Source organism: Janthinobacterium sp. PC23-8 (assembly GCF_002250505.1).
Classification (GTDB): Bacteria; Pseudomonadota; Gammaproteobacteria; order Burkholderiales; family Burkholderiaceae_D; genus Janthinobacterium.
In genome coordinates, this window is the sequence record NZ_NJGY01000002.1 from 351,610 (window position 1) to 376,842 (window position 25,233).

Annotated in this window: 24 protein-coding genes; 12 read left to right on the top strand and 12 right to left on the bottom strand. The window is 62.7% G+C overall.

Features of this window, described 5'->3' with window-relative positions:
* Window position 1: 1 nt before the first annotated feature.
* From CD932_RS16680 to CD932_RS16710, 7 genes are all read right to left on the bottom strand, one after another.
* On the bottom strand, window positions 2-2,056 hold the full coding sequence (locus CD932_RS16680) for a TonB-dependent receptor (protein ID WP_094444443.1): 2,055 nt from the start codon (window positions 2,054-2,056) through the stop codon (window positions 2-4).
* Between the two features lie 65 nt (window positions 2,057-2,121).
* Window positions 2,122-2,508 (bottom strand): DUF2946 domain-containing protein, encoded by a 387-nt coding sequence (locus CD932_RS16685; protein ID WP_254926637.1) that lies wholly within the window; start codon window positions 2,506-2,508, stop codon window positions 2,122-2,124.
* Between the two features lie 40 nt (window positions 2,509-2,548).
* Complete coding sequence (locus CD932_RS16690) at window positions 2,549-3,748, bottom strand: PepSY domain-containing protein (protein WP_094443921.1); 1,200 nt, start codon at window positions 3,746-3,748, stop codon at window positions 2,549-2,551.
* Window positions 3,749-3,756: 8 nt separating this feature from the next.
* Window positions 3,757-6,156 (bottom strand): TonB-dependent siderophore receptor, encoded by a 2,400-nt coding sequence (locus CD932_RS16695; protein WP_176461017.1) that lies wholly within the window; start codon window positions 6,154-6,156, stop codon window positions 3,757-3,759.
* 100 nt (window positions 6,157-6,256) lie between these two features.
* Window positions 6,257-7,270, bottom strand: a complete 1,014-nt coding sequence (locus tag CD932_RS16700) for a FecR domain-containing protein (protein ID WP_094443923.1) — start codon at window positions 7,268-7,270, stop codon at window positions 6,257-6,259.
* Window positions 7,267-7,800, bottom strand: coding sequence for a sigma-70 family RNA polymerase sigma factor (locus tag CD932_RS16705; protein WP_094443924.1), 534 nt, complete (start codon window positions 7,798-7,800; stop codon window positions 7,267-7,269). The genes CD932_RS16700 and CD932_RS16705 overlap by 4 nt, the downstream gene beginning before the upstream one ends.
* Window positions 7,801-8,062: 262 nt before the next feature.
* The gene (locus tag CD932_RS16710) at window positions 8,063-9,007 is read right to left on the bottom strand and encodes a LysR family transcriptional regulator (protein WP_094443925.1); all 945 of its coding nucleotides are present in this window, start codon (window positions 9,005-9,007) and stop codon (window positions 8,063-8,065) included.
* Window positions 9,008-9,145: 138 nt separating this feature from the next.
* On the opposite strand from CD932_RS16710, the gene CD932_RS16715 reads away from it, so the two are divergent.
* From CD932_RS16715 to CD932_RS16770, 12 genes are all read left to right on the top strand, one after another.
* Window positions 9,146-9,922 carry an SDR family NAD(P)-dependent oxidoreductase gene (locus tag CD932_RS16715; protein WP_094443926.1) on the top strand — a complete coding sequence of 259 codons (777 nt, stop codon included), beginning with the start codon at window positions 9,146-9,148 and terminating at the stop codon, window positions 9,920-9,922.
* A 28-nt stretch (window positions 9,923-9,950) separates the two neighbouring features.
* Complete coding sequence (locus CD932_RS16720) at window positions 9,951-10,937, top strand: aldo/keto reductase (RefSeq protein WP_094443927.1); 987 nt, start codon at window positions 9,951-9,953, stop codon at window positions 10,935-10,937.
* 37 nt (window positions 10,938-10,974) lie between these two features.
* Entirely contained in the window at window positions 10,975-11,901 is a 927-nt protein-coding gene (locus tag CD932_RS16725) for a Gfo/Idh/MocA family protein (RefSeq protein WP_094443928.1), read from the top strand.
* Window positions 11,902-11,967: 66 nt separating this feature from the next.
* Window positions 11,968-12,543 (top strand): DJ-1/PfpI family protein, encoded by a 576-nt coding sequence (locus CD932_RS16730; protein ID WP_094443929.1) that lies wholly within the window; start codon window positions 11,968-11,970, stop codon window positions 12,541-12,543.
* A 37-nt stretch (window positions 12,544-12,580) separates the two neighbouring features.
* Window positions 12,581-13,651 (top strand): serine hydrolase, encoded by a 1,071-nt coding sequence (locus CD932_RS16735; RefSeq protein ID WP_176461018.1) that lies wholly within the window; start codon window positions 12,581-12,583, stop codon window positions 13,649-13,651.
* 306 nt (window positions 13,652-13,957) lie between these two features.
* Window positions 13,958-14,731, top strand: a complete 774-nt coding sequence (locus tag CD932_RS16740) for a ferredoxin--NADP reductase (protein ID WP_094443931.1) — start codon at window positions 13,958-13,960, stop codon at window positions 14,729-14,731.
* Between the two features lie 210 nt (window positions 14,732-14,941).
* Entirely contained in the window at window positions 14,942-15,265 is a 324-nt protein-coding gene (locus CD932_RS16745) for a hypothetical protein (protein WP_094443932.1), read from the top strand.
* The gene (gene tnpB, locus CD932_RS16750; RefSeq protein WP_094443933.1) at window positions 15,265-15,621 is read left to right on the top strand and encodes an IS66 family insertion sequence element accessory protein TnpB; all 357 of its coding nucleotides are present in this window, start codon (window positions 15,265-15,267) and stop codon (window positions 15,619-15,621) included. Before CD932_RS16745 ends, tnpB begins: the two co-directional genes overlap by 1 nt.
* Before the next feature lie 21 nt (window positions 15,622-15,642).
* A complete protein-coding gene (locus tag CD932_RS16755; protein ID WP_141213279.1) occupies window positions 15,643-17,289 on the top strand; it encodes an IS66 family transposase in 1,647 nt (548 codons plus the stop codon).
* Window positions 17,286-17,795 (top strand): hypothetical protein, encoded by a 510-nt coding sequence (locus tag CD932_RS16760; RefSeq protein WP_254926638.1) that lies wholly within the window; start codon window positions 17,286-17,288, stop codon window positions 17,793-17,795. Before CD932_RS16755 ends, CD932_RS16760 begins: the two co-directional genes overlap by 4 nt.
* A 459-nt stretch (window positions 17,796-18,254) precedes the next feature.
* The gene (locus CD932_RS16765) at window positions 18,255-18,914 is read left to right on the top strand and encodes an OBAP family protein (RefSeq protein ID WP_254926639.1); all 660 of its coding nucleotides are present in this window, start codon (window positions 18,255-18,257) and stop codon (window positions 18,912-18,914) included.
* A 58-nt stretch (window positions 18,915-18,972) separates the two neighbouring features.
* Entirely contained in the window at window positions 18,973-19,221 is a 249-nt protein-coding gene (locus tag CD932_RS16770; protein WP_065308447.1) for a DUF3297 family protein, read from the top strand.
* A gap of 74 nt (window positions 19,222-19,295) precedes the next feature.
* Here the strand turns inward: CD932_RS16770 and CD932_RS16775 are convergent, their stop codons facing one another.
* From CD932_RS16775 to CD932_RS16795, 5 genes are all read right to left on the bottom strand, one after another.
* Window positions 19,296-20,132 carry a DNA-binding domain-containing protein gene (locus CD932_RS16775; protein WP_176461019.1) on the bottom strand — a complete coding sequence of 279 codons (837 nt, stop codon included), beginning with the start codon at window positions 20,130-20,132 and terminating at the stop codon, window positions 19,296-19,298.
* Window positions 20,125-21,033 (bottom strand): DUF692 domain-containing protein, encoded by a 909-nt coding sequence (locus CD932_RS16780; RefSeq protein WP_094444446.1) that lies wholly within the window; start codon window positions 21,031-21,033, stop codon window positions 20,125-20,127. The genes CD932_RS16775 and CD932_RS16780 overlap by 8 nt, the downstream gene beginning before the upstream one ends.
* A 17-nt stretch (window positions 21,034-21,050) precedes the next feature.
* On the bottom strand, window positions 21,051-23,105 hold the full coding sequence (locus CD932_RS16785; RefSeq protein ID WP_094443936.1) for a ferritin-like domain-containing protein: 2,055 nt from the start codon (window positions 23,103-23,105) through the stop codon (window positions 21,051-21,053).
* A 273-nt stretch (window positions 23,106-23,378) separates the two neighbouring features.
* Complete coding sequence (locus CD932_RS16790) at window positions 23,379-24,197, bottom strand: glutaminyl-peptide cyclotransferase (protein ID WP_094443937.1); 819 nt, start codon at window positions 24,195-24,197, stop codon at window positions 23,379-23,381.
* Between the two features lie 25 nt (window positions 24,198-24,222).
* Window positions 24,223-25,140: a LysR substrate-binding domain-containing protein gene (locus CD932_RS16795; protein ID WP_094443938.1), complete on the bottom strand. Its 918-nt coding sequence runs from the start codon at window positions 25,138-25,140 to the stop codon at window positions 24,223-24,225.
* Window positions 25,141-25,233 lie beyond the last annotated feature (93 nt).

The window sequence follows — 25,233 nt, forward strand, 5'->3', positions numbered from 1 at the left end:
ATCAGAAGCGCAGGCTGGCCGAGGCGGTCAGCGCGCGGCCGTCGCCCGGCGCATGGCGGGTCACATCGTTGATCCACACGTACTCGACATAGCGGTCGGCCAGGTTGCTCAATTGCAGGTCGAATGACAGTGTCGGCGACACCCGGTAGCTGGCGCCCAGATTCAGCAACACATAGGCGCCGTACTTGCGGCCCGTATTGGCGCTGGTCAGAAAGTAACTGCCCTGGCCATTGGCCCAGGCCGACAATTTGACGGCAGAAGTCATGTTCCAGTCGTAGCCGGCGGAAAATACGTGGTTCGGCACATGGTCGATCTGCTTGCCCAGGGTGGCAGGCGCAGCCGGGTCCGGTTCGACGATGCGCGAGCGCTGGCGCGCATACGCGATCCAGGCCGCATGGTTGCCGCCATGGGCATTGAGTTGCAGGTCGATGCCTACACGGCGCGTCTTGCCGACATTTTCCGAGTCGCCGGCAGGATCGTTGAGCTTGCGCTTGACTTCATCGCTGGCGTCCTGGCGCCAGGCGGCCAGGCGGCCGTCCAGCCAGGACGTTGGCATCCATTTCAGGCCCGTTTCCCAGCCCTCGTTGATCGAGGGGCGCAACTGGTTGGCATTGCTGCGGTAGGCCGCCGCGCCCGCGCCCACCTGGAAGGTGCGGCCCCAGTTGGCGTAGACGGTGGCGCTGCGCCACGGGCTGTAGGCGGCGCTGAACTTGGGCTGCCGGATCAGGCCATAGTCCTGGATCGGGAAGTGAGTGTTTTTCGACGCGTCCGAAAAGCTGCCCAGCACCTTGTCGACGCGGTAACCGGGCATCAGCTTCAGGCCCTCCAGGGGCGTGAGCACGGCCTGCAGATAGCCGCCATAGGTGTCGAAGTCAAAATACTGGTCGCGCGTGGTGGCCGTGCGCACCTTGTCGATCGTGCTGTAGCGCGGGCTGCGGTCGTTCTGGTGTTCGGCGTTGACGCCCGTTTCGAGCGACATGGTGCGCAGCCATTGCGGGCGATAGCTGAGGCTGGCCAGCACGCCGACATGGGTTTCGTCGATGATGCGCTCCTGCTGGCTGGTGCGCTGCGAATAGCGCAGCCAGCGCTGGTCGCGCACGGCGTTGGCCCAGGCTTTGGCGGACAGCGACAATGTCGGCGACAAGGTGGTGTCGAGCGCCAGGCCCAGCTGGCTCATGTCGCGATTGCCGCCGGTGCTGCGCGCATACGGATAGGACCAGCTCGGCGCACGGTGGGCATCGGCCTCTTCCAGATAGCCCGCCTCGTCGCCATCGCCTTGCGTGTGGCGCGCGCTGGCCACCAGGCGCGTGCCGCCGTCGTCGGTGGTATAGCCCCATTTGCCGGCCAGCGAGACTTTCTGGAAAGCCGCATTCTGGCGGTAGCCGGCCGAACGCAGATAGCCGGCCGAGTAGTTCTGCGTCCAGTTGCCGCCCTCCACGCCCTTGACGAACTGCGCCTGGCGCGTATTGAAGCTGCCGTAGCTGAGCCGGGCCTCGTCATAATTGCCGCCGGTGCGCGTGTTGACGGTGGCGTTGCCGGCGATATTGTGCAGGCCGTAGCGCGGGTCGTTGGTGCCGCGCACCACCTCGATATTGCTGATCTCCAGCGGAAACAGCATATCAAGAAAAGGCATGCCGCCGGCATTGTCGTTGGCCGGCATGCCGTCGATCAGCAACTTGACGGCGTTGACCTCGCCTTCGCCATTAAAGCCGCGAAACGACAGCTTGCCTGACTCATTGCCTTGCCGAAATTGCGTGAGCGTCACGCCAGGCGCGCGGGCAAACAGCTGCCAGCCGTGGCTCACTTGCTGCTGTTGAATCTGCTCTGGCGCGACGATATCGACCGAAGTGAGCATATCGCGCGCGGACAGCGGACCGCTGCGCCGGGCGGACACATCGACACTGCCGATCTGCAAGGCTGGTGCCGGTTCGATATCGGCATTTGCCTCTGGCAAGGCTTGCGCAAACGCGGGAGCGCAGCACAGCAAGGCGGAAAACAGGCACAGCGGCGCGACGCCGCCTGCCCCGGTCGGAACATGGAATGACTTGGATAACATAAAAAAAACCCGTCTGAACAAGCTGATGATCAGGGCGACGGTCAGGCCGCCCGCAGAGTAAAAAATCAGGACAGGACGGGCGGCGCGCGGGGATTGCCGCTGGACCACAGGAACAGGGGCGCCGGCGCGCGGTAGTACAAGGGAGGGTAACTATCGTGGCCGCCGCTGACGGCAAAGTTCGGCGACAGGCCAGGCAGCAAGGCGAACGAGCCGGCATGGGTGCTGCAATACGGGCAATGCTCGAAAGCATGGACGACAGGGTCCACGCCCGGCTTCTTCTCGCCAACATCAACGCCCACATCCACCATGCCATCGACGGTACAGATCTGCATCAGCAACGACGAGGGCACGGAAACGGCGGGCGCGGCCAGCGCATGCGAAATCGACGGCGCAATGGCGGCAAACAGCACGGCCAGGATGGCCAGCCAGATCTGCAGCGTTTGTCGTTTCATCAATCTCAACATGCGGGCATTATAGCCAGGAAGATATCTTTCAGCCAGTGGCCATCCGCCCTGCCCGCCTTTTTGTTCGCCATTTCTTCAGCCACACATGCACACCCGTCACGCTCAGCGCCGTCACCACCAGCCCCATCAGGCAAACCAGCAGCTGCAGCGGCCAACCCCACATGGCCGCCATATGCAAGGTCGCCATCCAGGTCGACAGCGTATCGCCGGCCGCCGCCCCGGTCGGCAGCCACAGCCCCACAAATGCCCCCGTATCGGCGTCCATCACCAGCCGGGTATGGCCGCCCTTGTGGCGGATATCGTGGCTGCTGCGCACGTCATAGCGGTAGATTGCGCGCTGCGGATCGTACAGCAGCGCTTTTTCCGCCACCACGGCAAAACCGCCGGCTTGCGCCTGCTGCGCCATCAGCCGGCGCACGGCGGGCAAGGCCTGTTCCCAGGGCAACGCAGGTTGCAGCCTGGGCCTGGCCAGTTTCGGTATCGATTCGAGGCCGCGCTGATGGGCAAAGGTCGCTTTCATGACGGGTTCATACACTTGCGGCAAATTGAAGGCGACGCTGCTCCAGGCCAGCACGAACAGCATGGCCCAGGTCCACAGGCCGCCGGCGCGGTGCAGATTGAAGCTGATCTTGTAGGCGCTGCCGCGGCGAAACTTCCACGCCTGCCACCAGCGCACCGGCCATCGCCGGGCCGGCTCGCCGCTTGTGCGCCTGTTCGGCAAGGTCAGCCAGGCGCCGACAAAGCAGTCCAGCGTCCACAGCAAGGCGACGATGCCGAACAGCAGCGTGCCGATAACGTCCAGTGCCAGAGAGTAATGCAGGCGATAGACAAATGGCATCAGGTTCTTCATGCCCTGCTTGACATCGCCCCAGCGCCGCTCGCCCAGCGTGTGCGCCGTATAAGGATCGACAAATACCTGGTCGTTCGCCAACTTCTGGCCCTTGGACAAGGGCCGCAAGGCAAACAGCACCGAGCGGCCTTCCGTGAATTCCAGCGGCAGGCGCGCCACCAGCGCGTCGGGGTAGCGCACCTGCACCCGCGCATGCAGCAGCATCGGCTCCAGCCTGGCCGCGCCAGGCGGCGCCGTCACGCGAAACAGCTGCGGGCTGATGGCCGCTTCCAGTTCCTCGTTCCAGGCCAGCAAGCTGCCGGTGATGCCGGCAAGCACCAGGAACAGGGCCAGCAGCAAGCCCACATAGCGGTGCACCAGCAGTATCACGGCGCGCATGGCGCCCCTTACCACTGGTAGGACAAGGTGGCAGTGGCATGGCGCTGATCGCCATAGGTGCAGATAGCAAATTCGCAATAGGTATATTGCTTGTTGCCCAGGTTGCTGACATTGGCCGTCAATTGCCAGTTGCGGCTGAGGCGGTAGCTGAGCATGGCGTCCAGCACGGTATAGGCCGGCATGGAACGGCTCATGCCCGACGGTTGCGTGGAACCCTTGTAGCGCGCGCCGGCGCCGGTTTTCAGTTGTGGCAGGCCCAGGCTGGCGAAGCTGTAGTCCAGCCACAGCGCAGCCTGGTGGAATGGCGTGTCTTCGCTGCGCTGGCCGATTTCGCTGGCAATCGTGCTGCGCGTGGTGCGCGCATCGGTATAGGCATAGGACGCGATCAGGCTGGCGCCACGGCTCAGCTCGGCCTTCGCTTCCAGCTCCAGCCCTTTCGAGCGCACCTGACCGGCCTGGCGATACACATCGTTGCCGGCGTCATATTTGAGCACATTGGTTTGCGTCAGTTCATACACAGCCGCGCTCAGCAGCATATTGCTGTCGGCCGGCTGGTAGCGCACGCCGGCCTCGTATTGCCTGCCGCCGGTGGGCTTGAAGGACTGGCCGTTGGCGGCCGCCGCCGTCACCGGGAAGAACGATTCGCTGTAGCTGACATAGGGCGCGAGGCCGCTGGCCGTCTTGTAGACCAGGCCGGCGCGCCAGGTGGTGGCGGAATCATCCTTGTCGAGCCTGGCGCCATTGCGGCGCAGGGTCTGCTCCTGGCTGGCCCAGTCGTGGCGCGCGCCCAGCAGCACGGTCCAGGTCTCGCCCAGGCTGACCTGGTCCTGCAGGTAGATGCCTTTTTGCAAGATCGCTATGCGCGAACCACGGTCGACGCTGCGCGCGCGGTTCACCGTCACCGGCTGGCCATAGTTATAGGTCAGCAGGTTCAAGGTGGGCGCGTTGCCGCGAAAATTGCGTGAATCATAAGTGGTCTGGTAGGCGTCCACGCCAGCGAGCACCGCATGCTCCATGCCCAAAAGCTGCCAGTTGCTGGTGACATTGGTGTCGCTGACGATGCCGCGCACCTGTTCGCGCCGGTCGCTGTACTGGCGCGCCAGCAAACCGCGCTCGCTGGCGTTGCGCAGCGCCGCCGCCGTGGTCTGCACCTGCAGGTAGTTCCAGGCCACGTCCGCCTCGAAATAGCGCAGCTTGTGGCTCACTTTGACCTTGTCGCTGAAACGGTGCTCGAACTCATAGCCGATCGCATGCATGTCGCCGTTCATCTTGTCGTAAGCGGGCTCGCCGATAAACGCCCCGCGCCCTATGCGCACGGGGCCGGTGCCGACGCCTTCGACCAGCTGGTACGGCAGCGGCGCGGAAAAGCGCGTCGCCGTTTTCTGGTAAAACGACAGAACGGTCAGCGACGTATCAGCGTTCGGGCGCCAGGTCAGCGCGGGCGCGAGATACAGCTTGTCGTCGTTCAGGTAATCCTGGGACGTATTGCTTTTGCGGTCCAGCATGGTCAGGCGATAGTCGAGCGTATCGCTGCCGGGCACCCTGCCGCCCACGTCCACGGCCAGTTGCTTGCGGCCGTGGCTGCCCGTTTGCAATTGGACTTCGCGCACCGGCGCGCTGCCCGGGCGCTTGCTGACGGCATTGATCACGCCGCCCGGCGACAGCTGGCCGTACAGCACCGACGCCGCGCCGCGCAGCACTTCCACCCGCTCCAGGCCGAACGGCTCCTGGGTGCCGTCATAGGAATTGTTTTGTAGCCGCATGCCGTCGCGCATCGAGCCGCTGGTGGCGGATTCCACATCCATGCCGCGGATGCGGAAACGGTCGGCCGTGCGATTGAAGCTGGTGGGCTGGCTGGTAAAGCCCGGCGTGTAATTGAGCGCCTGCGACAGGGTTTCGGCCTGGCGGTTGCGCAATTCGTCGTTGGTGACAACCGAGATCGACTGCGGCGTGTCGATAATCGCCGTATCGGTCTTGCTGCCGGCCGCCGAGCGCTTCGCGACATAGCCGGTCACTGGGCCGGTCGGCGTTTCGCGCTCGGCGCTGGCCGTGACGCTGATACCGGCCAAGGTCACGGTCTCAGCCTTGGGGACGGGCTTGACCACCACCACCCGGCCTTCCTGGGCCGCCTGCAAACCACTGCCGGCCAGCAGGCGTTCGAGCGCCTGCTGGGCGCTCAGGCTGCCCGACACGGCCGGCGCATGCTTGCCGGCCACCAGGTCCGGGTGCACCATCAACTGGAAACTGGCCTGGCGCGCCAGCTCGTTCAGGGCGCTGCCCAGCGGCTGGGCCGGCAAGGCGATGGCGAAGGTGGCGGCGTTCTGTGCCTGCAAGGGCGCGGCGGCCAGGGTGGCGGCGATGGCGGCGACGATGGTCAGGGGAACACAATAAAAACGGGGTTGCGGCATGCGGTTAATCTCCAGGGTCAACATGGTAAATAAGAATCACTACCAATGCAGACGCGCGAGCTGGCCGCTGGTTGAGGTGCCATTTCAACTTTTTTTGCATTTATTTTGCGTTCTTGCCCGCCGCCACGATTTCCGTCACCGCGCCATACTTGCGCAAGCGCACCGGTAACACGAGCGGCAAGGTGCTACCGAAATCGGCTGCCAGGCGCGTGTCAAAACTGCCATTGACGCGCATGGCGGCCACCCCGGCATCCTTGATGACCAGTCCGGTATCGCCATACCGTTCGAATTCGGCCAGCGCCTGCGCCAGCGGCGTGTTGTCAAAATTGATGCGGCCTTCGCGCCACAGCAAGGCGCCGTGGGCAAGCCGGGTGTCGATTGTGCCCAGCGCGCCAGCGCGGCTGGCCTGTACCGATTCACCGGCCGTCAGTTCCACCGCGCCGGCGCCGCCGGCCGTGGCGTGCAGGGGCGCCACCCTCACCCGGCCGTCTTCCACCGTGACGGCTTCGCCGCCCTGGCCCAGTCCCGCATGGGTATTGCGCACGGCAAATCGGGTGCCGACCACGGTCACGCGCAGGCTGTCGGTCATCACATCGAAGGGGCGCGCCCTGTCGGCCCGCACATAGAAATTGGCCTGGCCTTCGGGCAGGCGTACCTCGCGCCGCTGGCGGTATAGCGTCACTTCCACCCTGGTGGCCGTATCGAGCTTCATCACGCTGCCGTCGGGCAAATGGACATCGAGCAGCTCGCCGCGCGCGCTGGCAAAGCTTTCATGGAAGATGGGCTGCTGTTGATAATAATTCCAGCCAAACCAGCCGGCGCCGGCCGCGCTGATGGCCAGAGCAGCCGTGACCAGCGGCAGGCGGAACGCCCGTTTTTTGTGCTCCGGTATCGCCTTGGCCAGTTGCGCCACGGCCGTCGGATGCAGTTCGCCAAGGCCGCTCCAGACGCCTTCCATGCGCGCATACGCTTGCCGGTTTTCCATGCCGGCGGCCAGCCAGGCCTGGAACTGCGCTTCTTCCTGCGCGCTGACGCCATCCTGGCGGCGCACCTGCCAGCTGGCTGCGGCCAGGTCGAGCTCGACGGTTTGTCCTGCGGTATTGTGCTGGTTCATGCGGATCGCCCCCGCTGTGCCGACTGCGGCCAGATGGCGGGTACGCCCAGCCTGTCCTCGCACGCCTTGCAGGCCAGCACCGCGCGGATAATGTGCTGCGCCACCATGTTTTTGGAAATGCCCATATGTTCGGCCACCTGCAGGTGCGACATGCCTTCGAACCGGTTCAGCACAAAGGCTTCGCGGCAACGCGGTGGCAGCGCCTCGATCACGGCGGCAAAGGCCAGCGCATGTTGTTCGTGGGCGTACACGGACTCCGGTTCCAGATGCGCGGGCGCGGCCGGCTGCTGCGCCTCGGGCAGACTGTCGAGATCGTCATGCTGGCGGATGGCCGCGCGCCGGTGGCGGTCGATGATCAGGCGCCGCGCCGTCTGGTGCAGCAAGGCGCGCGGTTCCGGGATCGCCTGGCCGGCATTGCGCACGGCCAGCACGCGGGCATAGCTTTCCTGCACCACGTCGGCGGCCGCATCGCGGTCGCGCACCATGCGCGCGCAAAAATTCATCAGCTCTCGGTAGTAATGCTCAAGCACAGGGGTTGCACAGCCGTGAAAAAAGAACCGTCCAGATATCGCGGCGGCTGATCTGTAGGTATAGTGGTAAATAGGAAGTATTCGCATTATGCCGGGCACGGCCTGGGCTGTCGAGCTAAATCGGCGCCGGCGCGGTGCGGTTCAGTATCAGCAATTGCCCGACATTTTCCTCGTCCCCCGGCAGCGGATACAGCACCAGCGCACAGGACCGCTCCGCCGTGCGGTTGAGGCTGGAAACAAGCAGTTTGTCCTGCAGCAGAATTCATCCTCGAAGGTGGTCAAGTTGAGCGAGTGACTGCTGGCGCCGGACAATATCGACCAGGGTTCTCAACGCCGGGTGATTGTGGCGCCGGCTGCTGTAATACAGATGAAAAGGCTCGCCGCGCGCCGCATGCTCGTCCAGCACCACGCGCAAGCTGCCCTCGTCCAGTTCCTGGGCAATGCGGCTTTCCAGCAGATAAGCCAGGCCCACGCCGGCTTTGGCGGCGGCGATCGTGGTGGCCGTATCGTTGATGGTGATCAGGCCGGGCACGCGGATGCCGCGCTTGGCCGGCTTTTGGTCGCCGCTGCCACTGCTGAGCTCCCAGCGATAGCTGGAATTGTCGCCCAGCAGCAATTGCAGACAGCTGTGCTGCACCAGGTCGTCCAGTTGCAAGGGCACGCCGTGGCGCGCCAGATAGGCGGGCGAACCGGCCACCACCCAGCGCTGCGGGCCGGACAAGGGCACGGCGATCATGTCTTCCGGCACATAGTCGCCATAGCGGATGCCGGCGTCATAACCGCCGGCAACGATATCGATGGGCCGGTCCTCCACCACCACAGTCAGCTTCACATGCGGACACAGGCGGGCAAATTCGGGCAGTGCCGGCGCGATCATCAGGTGCGCAGCATCGGCAAACACATTGATGCGCAGCTCGCCAAAGCGGCCGGCGCCGGGCGCGTCGATCTCGGCCAGGGCGTGGCCGATGGTATCGAAACCTTCTTCCAGGCGCGCCGCCAGGGCCAGGCCGGTGTCGGTCGGCGCCACGGCGCGACTCGACCGGTTCAGCAGTTTTGCGCCGAGGCGCTCTTCCAGGCGGCGCATGGCGTGGCTGGCCGCCGATGGCGTCAGGCCCAGTTGGATGGCGGCCGCCTTGAAGCTGCGCGTGCGCATAATGGTCAGAAAAACCCGCAGGTCGGCAAGTTCGATACGGTCAAAGACGGACATGGGTTACGAAAATAAGTGAAAAGGTATGGATGAAAATTCGTAATCATTTCAGTGAATCAGCTTCATCTCAAATCTTATCATGACCGCCTTCATCCAAAGTACGATGGTGCCCACAATAATATCGACACCGGAGCGGCAATGAAGCTATCTGCAAACATGACACTGGGCGACCTGGCCGGCAAGCGCGTCCTGATCACGGGCGGCTCGACCGGCATAGGCGCGGCCGTGGCGCTGGGCTTCGCGGCGCAAGGCGCCCGCCTGGCGCTGCATTACAACGCCAGCGTGGACGCGGCCGAGGCGCTGCGGGTGCAGTATCCCGACCAGATCACCCTGCTGCAAGGCGACCTGGCCGAGCCTGGCGCGGTGGCGCGCGTGGTTGACGAAGCGGCACGCCTGCTTGGCGGCCTGGACGGGCTGATCAACAATGCGGGCAGCATGCTGGGCCGCATTCCCACCACCGAGGCGTCGGACGCGCACTTCGACGAGGTGCTGAACCTGAACGCCAAATCGGTGTGGCAGGCCAGCGTCGCCGCCCATCCGCACCTGAAAGCGGCCGGCGGCGGCTTTATCATCAACACCACCTCGATCGCGGCCAGGAATGGCGGCGGCAACGGCGCCGTGCTGTATGCGGCGGCCAAGAGTTTTGTCAGCAACCTCACACGTGGCCAGGCCAAGGAATTCATCGCCGACAAGATCCGCGTCAATGCGGTGGCGCCCGGCCTGATCCTGACGCCCTTCCATGTGCGCGACACGCCCGAGCACACGATGGCCGCGCAAAGCGCCACCATCCCCATGGGCCGCGCCGGCTTGCCGCAGGAATGCGTGGGTGCGTTCCTGTTCCTGGCGTCTGAAGCGCTGTCCGGCTATATCACCGGACAGATCATTGAAGTTAACGGCGGCCAGTTGATGCCGTGAGTTGATGTTTTAAATAGAAAGAGACAGCATGAAACAACGCGTATTCGGCCGTACCGGCCACAGCATTTCCGAAATCGGTTTTGGCGCCTGGGCCATTGGCGGCGCCTGGGGCGACGTGAGCAGCGAGGACGCCAAGGCGGCGCTGCATGCGGCGCTCGACGCCGGCACCAATTTCATCGACACGGCCGACGTCTACGGCGACGGCCGCTCCGAGCGTTTTATTGCCGAGGTGCTCAGGGAGCGTGGCGGTGCAAAACCGTATGTGGCCACCAAGGCCGGGCGCCGCCTGTCGCCGCATGTGGCCGACGGCTACAACGAGCAAAACCTGGTGGCGTTTGTCGAGCGCTCGCTGGTCAACCTCGATACCGACTGCCTGGACCTGGTGCAACTGCACTGCCCGCCGCCGGACGTCTATTACCGCCCGGAAGTGTTCGACGCGATGGATCGCATGGTAAAAAGTGGCAAGATTCGCCATTACGGCGTGTCGGTGGAAAAGGTCGAGGAAGCATTGAAGGCGATCGAATACCCGAACGTGGCTTCGATCCAGATCATTTACAACATGTTCCGCCAGCGCCCGAACCAGCTGTTTTTCGCGGAGGCGAAAAAGCGCGATATCGGCGTGATCGTGCGCGTGCCGCTCGCCTCGGGCGTATTGACGGGCAAGATGAACGCCAATACGGCCTTTGCCCTTGATGACCACCGCGCCTTCAATCGCAATGGCGAGGCCTTCGACAAGGGCGAAACCTTTTCCGGCGTGCCCTATGAGGTGGCGCTGGACGTGGTGGAAGAGATCCGCCGCCTGGTGCCGGGCAACGCGACGATGGCGCAGTTCGCCTTGCGCTGGATCTTGATGGAAGAGCACGTCAGCACCGTGATTCCCGGCGCGCGCAATGCGCAGCAAGCAAAGGCCAACAGCGCGGCCAGCGGCTTGCCCGCCTTGAACGCGGAAACCATGGCCGCGCTGCGGGCCATTTACCAGCATCGCATCGCCCCATTTGTCCATCAGCGCTGGTAAGATTGCGGCTCCTGTGTGACCTAGAAGAAAGAGAAACATGTCAGCCATCAAACTGGGTATTGTCGGCGTCGGCAAGATTGCTACCGACCAGCATTTGCCCGCCATCGCCGCCAATGGCGACTTTCAACTGCTGGCCTCGGCCAGCCGCAACGCCACCATTGCCGGCCTGCCAGGCTTTGCGTCGATCAACGAAATGCTGGCGCAGCAGCCAGAAATTGAAGCCGTGGCCCTGTGCATGCCGCCCCAGCACCGCTACCAGGCCGCGCGCGCCGCGCTGTTGGCAGGCAAGCATGTGTTCATGGAAAAGCCGCCCGGCGCGACCTTGTCGGAAGTGGCAGACCTGGACCAGCTGGCCCAGTCCATGGGCGTGACCCTGTTCGCCAGCTGGCACTCGCGCCACGCGCCGGCGGTGCAGGTGATCAAGGCCTTCCTGGCCAAGCATGCGCCGCGCCAGGTGCACGTGATCTGGAAGGAAGACGTGCGCCACTGGCATCCGGGCCAGGAATGGATCTGGGAAGCGGGCGGCCTGGGCGTATTCGATCCGGGCATCAACGCGCTGTCAATCGTCACGGAAATTTTGCCAAACGCCATGTTCCTGAAATCGGGCGCGCTGGAGTTCCCTGCCAACCGCGACGCGCCGATCGCCGCCGACCTGCGCTTTACCGACGCCAACGGCCTGGACGTGCACGCCGAATTCGACTGGCGCCAGACCGGCAAGCAAAGCTGGGACATCATCATCAGCACTGACGCCGGCGTGCTGCGCATGGCCGATGGCGGCGCCAAACTGTGGCTCGATGACGTGGCGCAGGAACTGGGCGACGAAGGCGAATACCCTGCCCTGTACCGCCATTTCGCCGGCCTTGTACAAAACGGCAAGTCCGACGTCGACCTGTCGCCGCTGCGCCATGTAGCCGATGCCTTTATGCTGGGCAAGCGCAAGGTAGTGGACGCGTTTGAAAGCTGATCGCTGCTGACAGGAACTGACAGGCGCGCGGCTTATCTTATCCATCTGATTTGACAGGAGACTCTTATGCCACGCGCCATCACCATCCTCACCGAGCAATTCGCCGACTGGGAAACCGGTCTGTTCAACGCCACCGCCCGGCTGTATTACAGTTTTGATACGCGCTTTGCCACGCCGCAAGGCAAGAGCGTGCTGTCGTCGGGCGGCATGCTGGTCACGCCACAGCTGGCCATCGAGGAGATCGACCTCGACGGACTCGACGTGCTGCTGCTGTGCGGCGGCCCCGGCTGGCAGAGCGCGGACGCCCCCGATGTCCAGGCCCTGCTGCGCGAGGCGCAGCGGCGCCAGGTGGTGCTGGCCGGCATCTGCGACGGCACGCGCGTGCTGGCGCAGGCGGGCCTGCTCGACCAGCTGCGCCACACCTCCAATTGCGCCGACAACCTGGCCTCGCTTCCCGGCTATGCGGGAGCTCCCCTGTACCAGGACGTGCCGCATGCGGTGGCGGACCAGCGCGTGATCACGGCGCCCGGCACGGCGCCCGTGACGTTCGCGGCGGCCGTGCTGGCGGCGCTGGGCATCGCCGACGATGGCCTCAAGGGCTATCTGGCCTTGCACGCGGCGGAACACGGCCAGCAAGCATAAGCGCCGGCTCAGGCAAGCCAGCGCAGACCATTCGCCCATGAACACTCCTGAAAGCCACGGAAAAATGACTTTATTGCTGAAAGTATCCGCGAGTTTATTGGTCCTTTGCATGTTCATAACAGCGCAGGCGCAGACGGATGACTATTCCGGCAGGATCGACGACTTGATAAAGACAACGAGCCCAAGAAGTTTCAATGGCGTCATTCTCATCACGCAAAACGGCAAAACAAAGTATTCAAGAGCGTACGGCTATGCTGATTTCGAGAAAAGAACAGCATTGAAGCCGGATGACAATTTCCGGATTATGTCGAACAGCAAGCAAATCACGGCGGTGTTGATCCTCAGAGAAGTGGAAAAAGGCAGAATCGACTTGCAAAGTCCCGTCAGACGATATTTGCCGTACCTGCCGCAGGCGTGGGCAGACACGGTGACGGTGCATCAATTGCTCAATTTTTCGGCAGGCATCACTGATATCGATCAGCCTTTGAGCTTTCCGCCTGGCACGGATTTTTTATATGGCGTGACAACGTACAGCATGCTGGGTGCCATCGTTGAGAAAGTGAGCGGGCAGAAATATATACAGGCGGCAAATGAACTGTTCCACGAACTGGGGATGCACAACAGTTTTTGCTATGAGGAGGATAAACACAATGATGTCATCAGGGGCTATGTCAATTCCAGCAATGGCTACACATTGAAAGAGCATCCGGTCCAGGGATCAGGCTGGATAGACTTCATCCCTGCTGGCGGCATCGTATCGAATGCAAAAGACTTGAATCTATGGGACGAAAAACTTCACAAGGGAAAAATCCTGACGCCAGCATCCTACCAGTTGATGACAAGTTACAACATCTCGAGCCGGCATGTGGCGTTTGGTGATGAAAAAATTGGTTACGGCTACGGCGTGTATGTGAACGACAAAATCCCGGCCAGCTATATCGGCCACTCCGGGAAAGGCTTGGGTTTTGCCTCCATCAAAGTCTATTTTCCTGAAAAAGATGTCGACATGATCGTGCTGGAAAATCAGTTCAGCGAAGACAGCGCCCTTCATTACCACTTCGAAATAAAAATAAGAGAAATAGTGATGAACAGCAGTCTTTTAAGGTAAGCAAGACCAGATCACCGGCACGGCGGCCACGGCGCTTGCACGCTGACACCCAGGCTGCGGCAAGTGGCGCCAAAACTGCCTCAGATCAAGATTTTCGCGCTGTCCACGCCCCCATTTTCGTGCTTTCGCAGCCGGATCTTGTCATCGGCACTATAATGTCGGCACCGCGTGCAGCGACATTGGTGGCGATAGACGGTAACAATTTCGCGTGCGGGCCAGTACAATAGCGGCTCGGCCAACACGGGGTAACACTCTAGCCAGCAGTTGCCAGCACCTAACCATTTTTTTGACCAGCAAACCAATACTATGAGTTCGATGAATGAAGAGCGCGTCTTAAGCGTGCACCACTGGACGGATACCCTGTTCTCCTTTACCACCACGCGCGATCCTTCGTTGCGTTTCTCGAATGGTCATTTCACGATGATCGGCCTGCGCGTGGACGGCAAGCCGCTGCTGCGCGCCTACAGCATCGCCAGCGCCAATTACGAGGAACACCTGGAGTTTTTCAGCATCAAGGTGCCGGGCGGCCCGCTGACCTCGCGCCTGCAGCACCTGCAAGTGGGCGACACCGTGATCGTCGGCCGCAAGCCGACCGGTACGCTGGTCTCCGACTACCTGCTGCCAGGCAAGCGCCTGTACATGCTGTCGACCGGCACCGGCCTGGCGCCGTTCCTGTCCATCGTGCGCGATCCGGACATCTACGAGCGCTTCGACCAGTTGATCCTCGTGCACGGCGTGCGCCACGTCGATGAACTGGCCTACCACGACCTGCTGGTCGAGCACCTGCCGAAGGACGAGTTCCTGGGCGAGATGGTGACCGACAAGCTGCGCTACTACCCGACCGTCACCCGCGAAGAATACCGCAACATGGGCCGCATCACGTCCCTGATCGAAAGCGGCAAGCTGTTCGAAGACCTGGGCGTGCCCGCGCTGGACCCGGCCGTCGACCGCGTAATGATCTGCGGCAGCTCCGAGATGCTGCGCGACCTGAAGGACATGCTGGAAGAGCGCGGCTTCAAGGAAGGCAATACCTCCACGCCGGGCGACTTTGTTGTCGAGCGCGCGTTCGCCGAGAAGTAATCTTTCTCACGCTACCAGGGGCCTGGCCTTGCCGCATGCGGTGACGCCGGGCCTCTGGCGTTTATGGCACTGTATCCAGGCGTGCGCGCCCAGGGCAAGATTGGTTCTTTGGGAGATCGTTGTTCGGATGTAAGCGCTCCATAAACCACAGCCTTGTGACGTGATCCCGATTTGCGCATGCTTGCCGTTTCAATTTGAACGGGAGCAAGTATGGAAGGCGACACCGAATTCTGGACCTCACATATCGAGGCCTGCCGCCGTGAAGGCATGGCGGCGAGCGTATATGCACGGCAGCATGGCCTGACGCTGGCGTCGCTGTACTACTGGCGGCGCAAGTTGACGCGGGTCGCAGCAATCGGCGCCGATGGCGCGGCGAACCAATTTGTCGCCCTGCGCGTGGTTGATACGGCAGTTGGCGCCGCAACCGGCACGTGCACCCTGGTGCTGCGTTCCGGTCTGCGCCTGGAGCTGGCCGCGCTGCCGTCGCCAGCCTGGCTGCTGGCCCTCGACCAAGCCCACGCGGGAGTGCGCTGATGCACCCGGGCTGCCGCATCGACCAGGTGTTTTTATGCCGCGACCCGGTCGACTTCCGCAAGTCCATCGGTGGTCTGTCGGTGCTGGTCGAGCAGGCGCTGGGACTTGATCCGTTCGGCAGCGCGCTGTACGTGTTCATCAACCGCGACCGCAACAAGATCAAGGTGTTGTACTGGCACCGTAACGGCTTCTGTCTGTGGCTCAAGCGGCTCGAAGCGGAGAAATTCGCGTGGCCGCGCGACGCCGACGGCGCCACGCAAGGCGTCACGCTGCAGCAGTTCGAGTGGCTGCTGGAAGGCTTCGATGTCTGGCAGAAGCCACCCCATAAAACCCTGCATTTCAGTTCTGTTTCATAGGAGAATTTGGTAAACTACGGCATGTCTGCCACCACCGCCAAACCGTCCAACCTGCCGCCGCGCTACAGCCTGCCAGAACTGGTGCTGCCGGCCGTGTTGCCGACCGATGCGGCAGCGCTGACGGCGTTGCTGCACTCGGTCATCGCCGCGCACCACGACGTCAAGACGCAGGCGATGAACCACATGCAGCACATGCTGGAACAGTTCGTCCTGGCGCGCCACCGCATGTTCGGCGCCAGCTCGGAACAGTCGTCAGCCCAAGGCCGCTTGTTCGACGAGGCCGAGGCGTTGGCCGCTGGCAGTGATGCAACGCAGGATGTAGCACCGCTGCCGCCGGATACCAAGCATGATGCCAAATCGAACAGCAAACCGGGGCGTGGCAAGCGCAGCCCGTTGCCGGCCGAGTTAAAACGCGTCGATATCGTGCACGATGTACCAGCCGCCGAACGTACTTGCCCGTGCGGCACGCCGATGGTGGAAATCGGCGAGGACGTCAGCGAGCAACTCGACCTGGTGCCAATGCAGGTGCGCGTGCTGCGCCACATCCGCAAGCGCTACGGCTGCCCCGGCAGTGCCCACGCGCCGGTGACGGCGGCGTTGCCGCCCCAACCCCTGCCCAAGAGCAACGCCAGCGCCGATTTGCTGGCCATGCTGCTGGTGGTCAAGTTCATCGATGGCCTGCCACTGGCGCGCTTTGAACATATATTGGCTCGCCACGGCGTGATGGTGCCGCGCCAGACGCTGGCGCGCTGGGTCATCGGCGCGGCCGGCGTGCTGCAGCCGTTGCTCAACCTGATGCGCGACGCCTTGCTCGACGGCCCGTTCCTGCACGTCGACGAAACGGTGGTGCAGGTGCTCAAGGAAGCGGGCAAGGCGCCGACCTCGAACAGCTATATGTGGGTGCAGACGGGCGGGCCGCCGGGGCGGCCGGTGGTGGTGTTCGACTACGATGCGAGCCGCAGCGGGCAGGTGCCGCTGGGCCTGCTGCACGACTACCGGGGTTACTTGATGACCGACGGCTACAGCGGCTATAACGAGTTGATGCGTACCGATGGCATCGAGCAGCTCATTTGCTGGGCGCACGTGCGTCGCCGGTTCGTCGAGGCCGTCAAGGTGCAGCCCAAGGGCAAGCGCGGCCTTGCGGACGAGGCCGTTGCCATGATAGGCAAGCTGTACGGCGTCGAGCGCGACCACCAGGACGCCGATGACGCCACGCGCCTGCTGGCACGGCAAGCCCGCAGTGTGCCGGCGCTGGCGGCGCTGCGGACCTGGCTCGACCAGACGCTGCCGGGTGTGACGCCGAAGAGCGCGCTCGGCACGGCGCTGTCGTACCTGCGCGATTACTGGCCGCGCCTGACACGCTACACGGAGCGCGGGGACCTGCCGATCGACAACAACCGCGCCGAAAACGCGATCCGCCCGTTCGTCGTCGGCCGCAAGGCCTGGCTGTTCAGCGACACGGTGGCCGGCGCCAACGCCAGCGCGGTCATCTACTCGGTGCTGGAGACGGCCAAGGCGAACGGGGTGGAACCTTACGCCTGGTTGCGGCGCGTGCTGCGCGAGCTGCCGGCGGTGAAAAACGTCGAAGACGTTGAGGCGCTGCTGCCGTGGAATGTGAGCGCACTCGACCACGGCCAGAGCGTGACACCGATGGGCGTGCTGCAATGAGCCGGATCTCATCGCCGACGCTCGCCGACGCCATCAAAGTCGTAAGGGCCATGGGCATCGAGCAAAAAGAGGTACTGGCCAACGAATTGTTCGAGCGGCAGCCAAACCTGTTCGGCTCGGCGCTCGCACTCCACCGCATGGGTGTCGCCCCGGCAAAAATCGAGGTGGTGCTTGATCTGCTGTTCATCTGCTTCCAGTCAATGAAGCAGTCGGGGTTAAGCTGGCCATTGATCACCGAGGCTGACCTGGACAAGCAATTAGGACGCTATGTCTCCACGGTGCGGTTTGGTGAAGACCTGGCCTTGGCACAACGCCAGCGCGCCATGACGCAATATCTCGAATCCCATCCGGAAAAACCGCTGCTCGCCCATGTCATCGACGAGCTCAACAAATGGTTGGTCGGCATCACACCCGAAGCAACCGACAACTACGTCATGCTCGCCGCCATGAACTTCGTCAACTGTATCGCATTCACCCCGATCCCGAAGCCGGCGAAGCGAACCTGAACGACCTTGCCTGGTTTGTGAGGCATGGACTTCAATGCCATCATCATGCCGGCCAGAAGATTAGCGGGCAAGGTTGGGGTTTATGGATCGCTTACGTTCGGATCGTAAACGTTGATGGCATCTGCGCCAGTCAGCGCGTCAGTGTTCCAGCGTCCGTCCGGTATCGTCAAGCCAGTAAGCCGAATTTGGCGCGCAGCTGTGCTTGTCTGTGGTTTATGGTTGTCATCAGGAACCGATCTGCTTCCAGCCGCGTGAGAATGACCGCATTATAATTCCCTGCAGTTCTGGCACACGCACATTCCTACATCAAAACAGGACGCGGCCTATTTCCAGCGCTGGCAGCCAGGCCGACAATGGTGTGTCGCTCAATGATGAACAGGCCACGCCATGCAGCTTGCCCGTATTTTTCTCCTTTGCTCTCTGCTTGCCGCCTGCGGCGACCAAGCCACGCAATCGCCCGTGCAAGCCCCCGGCAAGCCTGCCACCATCGCCACGCGCGGCCTGGAAGCCGGCGCGGCCATCTTGCAGGACAAGCCACCGATCGAGGCGCTGAACGCCTACCTCGACGGCTTTCATTTCTACAGCGGCAACATGAAGGCGCAGATGGAGGCCCATCATTATTGCGCCATTGTCAATGAGGACGTGATCCAATGCGTGATCTACGATGGTAACGTCGGGGACGCGAAATTGATGGGTGTCGAATATATTGTCAGCGGCAAGCTGTTCCAGGCTCTGCCGCTGGCCGAGCAAGCCCTGTGGCACAGCCATGTGCATGAAGTCAAATCGGGCCAGCTGATTGCACCCGGCATTCCCGCTGTCGCCGAAAAGGCGCTGATGCAAAAGCTGGTGGGCACCTATGGCAAGACCTGGCATATTTGGCATACGGATCTGCACAAGCAATTGCCGCTGGGCGTGCCGCAGCTGATGATGGGTTTTACGCAAGATGGGCAGGCCGACGCGGCCATGGTGGTGGCGCGAGATGCGCGTTTCAAGGTGCAGTCGCTGGAAAAACGCCGCCAGCGCGCCGATATTGCCGCGCCGGCGATCGATCCGGGCGCCGATGCCTGGCAGCATGGCAAGTTACTGCAGTTGCAGGACCCGACTGGCGCCGCGCATTAGTCGCCACGCACTAGCTGCCCTGTTGTCGTTCAGCGCATTCTGGGCGATAATTGCGGCCATGAACGATACCACCACCTTACCCCCATTGCCCGATCGCCTGTCGATCGACCCCAGCAGCCCTTATCACGTCGCCGCCGTGTTTGAAAACGACGTGGGCATCAAGTTCAACGACAAGGAACGCCTCGATGTCGAAGAATATTGCATCAGCGAACGCTGGATCAAGGTTGCCTCGACCAAGTCGCTGGACCGCCGCGGCCGTCCGCTGCAAATCAAACTGAAAGGCAAGGTCGAAGCGTTTTATCGCTGATTCTTGCGCTGCTCCCTGTTCCTGTCATTGCAAAAGGCCGACGTGATCGGCCTTTTTTGCGCCTGGCACAAGGTTCAATCTGCACCGCATGTGATACCGGCGGCGCTCGCCAGCGGCAGCCACAGCAGGGCGTCGGCCAGCACCTGGGCGACCGGCAAGGCGCACTCTCTGGCCGCATGCAGCGCGCAGGCTTGCAAGCCATGTGCTTCATGCTCGGCCGCCTGCAGCAAGTGAAATTGCCACGGCAGCAATACGTGCATGTTCAGCCGGTACTGTAATCTGGCAATCGCCAGATAATCCGCGCCCGGCGCGGGCGGCGGCGGCATGGCTTGCTCCGATGCGGCCTGTGCTTGACGCCAGAAAGCCTGCACCGGAAACGACAGGGCCAGCAAGCGCGTGCAGGGCGCCAGCCGTATCGCTTCTTCGCCACCGGTCAGCCAGCCAAGGTCCGGCGTCCCGGGCGGGCGGCGCTTTTCCAGCCCCGGCGCCCTGCCCGCCTCGCTGCGCGCCCTTTCCAGCCGGGCCAGTTCGACGGGGAAACGCAGCTGCCCGCCGCTGCCTGGCGGCTGGCTCGCTGCCAGGAAATCGGCAAAACCGCCGCCCAGGTCGTACAAGGTGGGCGAGCGCGACGGGTGGCGCCAGACATAGGCGCGGGCGAAAAAGTCGAACAGTTCATCGCCCATGGTTTTGCGCAACACGGGAAAGTCGGCCTGCAGGCATTCGAGCAGGCGCTGCACATAGCCGTCGGCGTAGATATGCAAACGCCCTTCATTCTTGAGCACCTCGCCCTGGCTCAGGCCATGGTGCTGCTGCGCCAGTTCCATGCCGCGCCGCGCGCCGCCGGGCGCCGTCATGGCGGTCAGAAACCAGGCCTGCAGCCGCGCCAGCGGTAGATGCTCGGGTTCATGCATGGATATCTCCCAGGTGAAAGCTGAGCGGACTGGACACGGCGCCGCGCGCCACCGCCGGCACATCGTCGCCAAATTCGCCCCGCTCGGCCGCGCGCGCCTTGGCCAGTTCAGCCAGCAACTGCGGATACGGCGGAATATTGGCGTCCCATTCCAGCAGGGCCGACACGCCGCCCGTCAGCCTCTGCGCCAGCGCGTACAGCCGCCAGACGGCCGCCGGCACCGGTGCGTCGTGGGTATCGATCAGCACCTCGCCGCAATCGGTGGGGCCGGCCAGGTGCAGTTGCACGATATGACGGTGCGGCAACTGGCGGATATAGTGAACCGCATCGTAACCATGGTTGTGCGCGCTGACATGCACGTTATTGACGTCCAGCAGCAGGCCGCAGCCCGTTTCCGTCGCCAGTCGGCCCAGGAATTCCCATTCCGGCATGCTGGACGATGCGAACTCGACGTAGGTGCTGGGGTTTTCCAGAACCAGCGGGCGCCCCAGGAAATCCTGCACCTGGCGCACCCGCGCGGCCACATGGCGCAAGCTCGCTTCATCGAGCGGCAGTGGCAGCAGGTCGTGGCTGTTGACGCAGGCGACGCCGGTCCAGCACAGATGGTCCGATACCCAGGCGGGTTGCAACTCGTCAGCCAGTTGGCGCAGCTTGCGCAAATACACCAGGTCGAGCGGATCGCTGCTGCCGATCGACAGCGACACGCCATGCATCACGATCGGCACTTGCGCGGCCACCGTTTCCAGCACATGGCGGCCGTAGCCATGGTTGTCGATAAAGTTCTCGCTGATGATCTCGAACCAGTCCACCTGCGGCCCGTGTTCGAGGATGTGCTGGTAGTGTTGCGGGCGCAGCCCGACGCCCAGGCCCAGATGCGGCAGGCCCAGGCGGGGAGCCGCCATGGTGGTGGCGGCCGTCATCAGGTCGACGGTGGCAGGGCCATGCGCAGATCGGTCGGCGCCGGCTTCGGCCCAGGTGTCGCGCCGCGCGCGGCCATCACCTTGCCATACGCTTCCCAGGCCTTGTCATACACGCTGTCGCCGAGCGCAAAGCTGAGCGTTTCGCCCAGCGATTTCGCCTTGTGGTCGGGAGCGGGTCCGAAGTTGTACAGGGTCATGGTGCCTGGCGTGGCGTTGGGGAACAGCTGGGAGGCCGAAATCGGCACGGCGCAGCCGCCGAAGCTGGCGCATTTGTTGTCGCTCGGTGCGCTGTAGACCTCGTCTGCCGGTACCGGTGGCGTCGGCTTGGGCGCGCCGCACAGATTGCCGGCCACCTTGGTGACCTTGGCCGAGTGCCCGCAAGACGATGCGGCAGCGCCGCAGCCAGCAGCGGAGCCGCCGCACTGGCCGCCGCCCGTATCGAGTTGGGCAAAGCCGCAGCCGCCCTGGGCATGGCAGCCATTGGAGCCGCGGCAGGTATGGTAGACGGCCAGCGCCGCGCACGTCGCTTCGGCCTCGCCTTCCAGGTGCATGCCCTGGCAGGCGTGATACAGCACGTCTTTGTCGCGCACCGGCACGCCTGTCGCGAGGTCAGGCGCCTGGCCCAGCACGGCCCAGCACAGCGCCATGCGGTCGCCAGCGCCGACCATCGACGGATACGGAAACGCCGTGCTCTGGTCTTGCCAGTAGGTATCGAGCACCGAGGTGATGCCGTAGATGGCGCCATTGGCGACCGTGCTCAGCATGTTCAAGGTGTCGTGATTGTCCTTCAGGCGGTTCAGGGCGCCCGCCACGTCGTCGGGGCCGGGGATATTCTGCGGTGCCGTGGCCGGATTGTAGCGCTCGTTCGTCAGCAGGGCTGCGCTCCAGCTATTGCCTTGCGCATGCCATTGGGCCCAGGTCATGACGGGCAGCATGGCCCTGACCTGCTCGAAACGCTCGTAGTGGTCATATTTGGCGCTGTCATGGCGGGCCGCCGCGTCGCGCGACTCGGCATCCTTGCCGTCGTTGGTGTAGGACGGATAATCGACTTTCAGCGCGGCGTCGTCCTCGCGGTAGTCGGGCTGCACGGCCATCAGCATGGCTGCAGCGCTGCGGCGGTAGCGCTTGATGGCGCTGTCACTGCCTTCGCCCTGGTCGGTAATGGCGGCCATCATGTCGATCGCCTTGTTGAACGAGGTGGTGAGGCCGCCGTCCTGGTCCTGCGGGCCGAAACAGGTGTCGAAGCGGGGGAATTCGGCCTTTTCATGGCCCTTGACTGTGGTATTGAACATGTCCTGCTGCACCGAATCGTTGACGAACAGCTTTTGCCACAGCGTTTCGCCATCGGTGTATTCGATGCTGATATAGGCCGCATAGCATTCGTACATATAGCCGATGGTGCCGAACAGCGGCAGGTCCTGCACATGCTTTTCCGGCGTCCAGCCCGCCAGTGGCACTTGCGGGAAATACTTGCTGTGGTCGATCTTGTCGAAGGCGCGCAATTGCTCCCTGGCCTGCTCTTCCGGCTGCTCGATGGCGCAGAACAGCTCGCACTGGTTGGCGTTCAGTTCTTCCAGGTTGACGCGCACCTGGCTGTAGCCCGAGGTATCTTTCAGGTCGACGATATGCGGAATCATCGACAGGTCCGGCCCGTAACAGGTCCAGCCATGCTGCAGGTTCTGCAGTTCGGTACCTGTGAAGCACGGCGCCGCGCCGATGGCGGTGGCGATATTCGAGGCCATCTGCAGATGCAGCATTTCCTGGATAAACACGCTGAAAATGATATTGAAGGCCTTCTGCTCTTTCGATTCCGGCTTTGCGGTGGTGCTCATGCCCGGCCATTGCCGGCCTTCGTAATAGCGCACGCCCTTGGAATTGATCTGGTGCGTGCCATAAATCGAATACATGGTGGCCATGTACAGCGGAATGGTAAACAGCTCCACGCTGACTGCCGCCTGGGCAATCGCGCGCACGGCCGCCGTATCGGTGGCCAGCATGTCGAGCGGACGGTTGGTGATGGGGGCTTGGGTACTGCCTGATGCGGGCATTTTCATGCGTATCTCTCCACGGAAAGGAAGCGTATCGGACGCCGGACATGGGCATGGCGCCCGTATCCGGCAAAAAGATCATACGCCGGGAAAAGATACTGATGTGACAATAGTTGTTGTCTGAAGAAGGTATTGCACCAAAGCAATAAATCTCATGAAAAGCACTGGAAAAAGTGTTTTTCACAGTATCAATCATGACAATTGAATAGATTTTGCCACTGGCGGCGCGTGTATAAGACGCCAGCCAGAGCAACTTGCCATTCGATAGTGATACGCTGATCAGTGGCGCTGGATCTCGATCAGCTCGATCTCGAACAGCTTGGGCCACAGCTTGCCGGTGACAAACAGACGCTTGCCGTGCTTGTCCCAGGCGATGCCGTTGAGCACGGCATCCGGGTTTTCCGTGCCGCGCTGATCTGGCGGCAACAAGCCCGTCAGGTCGATCCAGCCCACCACCTTGCCGCTGGCGGGGTCGATGCGGGCGATCACGTCGGCGCCCCACACATTGGCGAACAACTGGCCGTCGACCATTTCCAGTTCGTTCAGGCGTTCGATGGGCTTGCCCTCGGCCTTGACGTCGAAACGGCGCACTTCCGCCAGGGTTTTGGGATTGAGTACGCGGATGGCGGCGCTGCCGTCGCTCATGTAGACATATTTGGCGTCGCTGGCCAGGCCCCAGCCTTCGCCCTTGTACTCGAACTTGCGCTTGAGCTTGAATGTTTTCTGGTCGAACACGTAGCCGGTCTGCGAAGTCCAGGTCAGCGCCACGATGTCATCGCCCACATCGGTAATGCCCTCGCCAAACACACTCTGGTCCAGCATTTCGCGCTGCAACACCCTGCCCGTCTTCAGGTCCACCTTGCGCAACGAGGACTGGCCGTTCTGGCCCGTGCTTTCATACAGATGGCCATCCTTGAACAGCAAACCCTGGGTAAAGGCGCGCGGATCGTGCGGATAGGTATGCTTGACCAGATAGCCGTAGACGGGAATGGCGGCCTGGGCGTAGCCCATTTCGCCCATCAGCCCGACCGTGCATGTCAATCCCAGCAGCAAGGAAGTGGTGATGCGCTTGAGTTTGGTCGTGACGGTGGTATTCATGTTCGGATGGAATGGTTGCGGTCGCCTATTGTAATCGCACTGGCGGGACGCCATGCGGCATATGCGAGCGCACCAGGTCGAGCCAGGCACGCGCCGCAAACGACAGCCGGCCGGCGCGGCGCCAGGCCAGCATCAGATTCCATTCCACCACCGGCTTGGCCAGCGGCACGATGGTAAAGTCACCGGCGTTCAAGGTGTCGCAAAACATCTTCGGCAGCAGGCAGACACCCACGCCCAGGCGCACCAGCGAGGCGATAAAGTCCCACTGGCCGCTGCGACTGGTAATGCGCGGCGCGAAACCGGCCCGCTGGCAGGCGTCGAGCACGATCTCGTTGAGTGCAAACGCATCGCCGTAGAACACGAAGGGACTGTCAGCCAGCTCGGCCAGGGCCACTGTCTGCCGCCCTTGCCAGCGTGAGTCGCGCGGTGCAAGCAGGCACAGAGGCGAGCGCACCAGCGGCAGCGCTTCAAAATCTTGCCAGGTCGCCGCATTGCCGGGGTAGTCGAGCATGGTGCCGAGCTCGACGGTGCCCTTGCGCAAATCGCGCTCGATGGCCTGGGTGCCGCTCTCGACCATTTTCAAGGCGATGCCCGGATAGCGCTGGTGATATTCGGCCAGCCAGGAATCGATCGCCATATGGGTCTGCGGCGACACGCCCACGCGCAATTCGCCGCGCTCAAGGTGTTGCAAGTCGCGCAGCTCCACTTTCAGTTCTGCATGCAGGGCCAGCAATTCATGCGCGCGCGACAGCACCACCTGGCCCGCATCGGTCAGGGTAAAGCGCTTGCCCACCCGGTCGAGCAAGGCCAGGTCCAGCGACTGCTCCAGTTGCGCGATCATCTTGCTGACGGTGGGCTGGGTGACGTGCAGCCGGCTGGCGGCGCGTGTAAAGCTGTTTTGTTCCACCACTTCCACGAAGTAGCGCAGCGAGCGGATATCCATCTTGTATTCCAATATCGAATGAACTTCATAAGTTTAAGTCATTTTATCTTTTAATCAGACCAACCTACAATGCAATCTTCCACCTATGAAAGC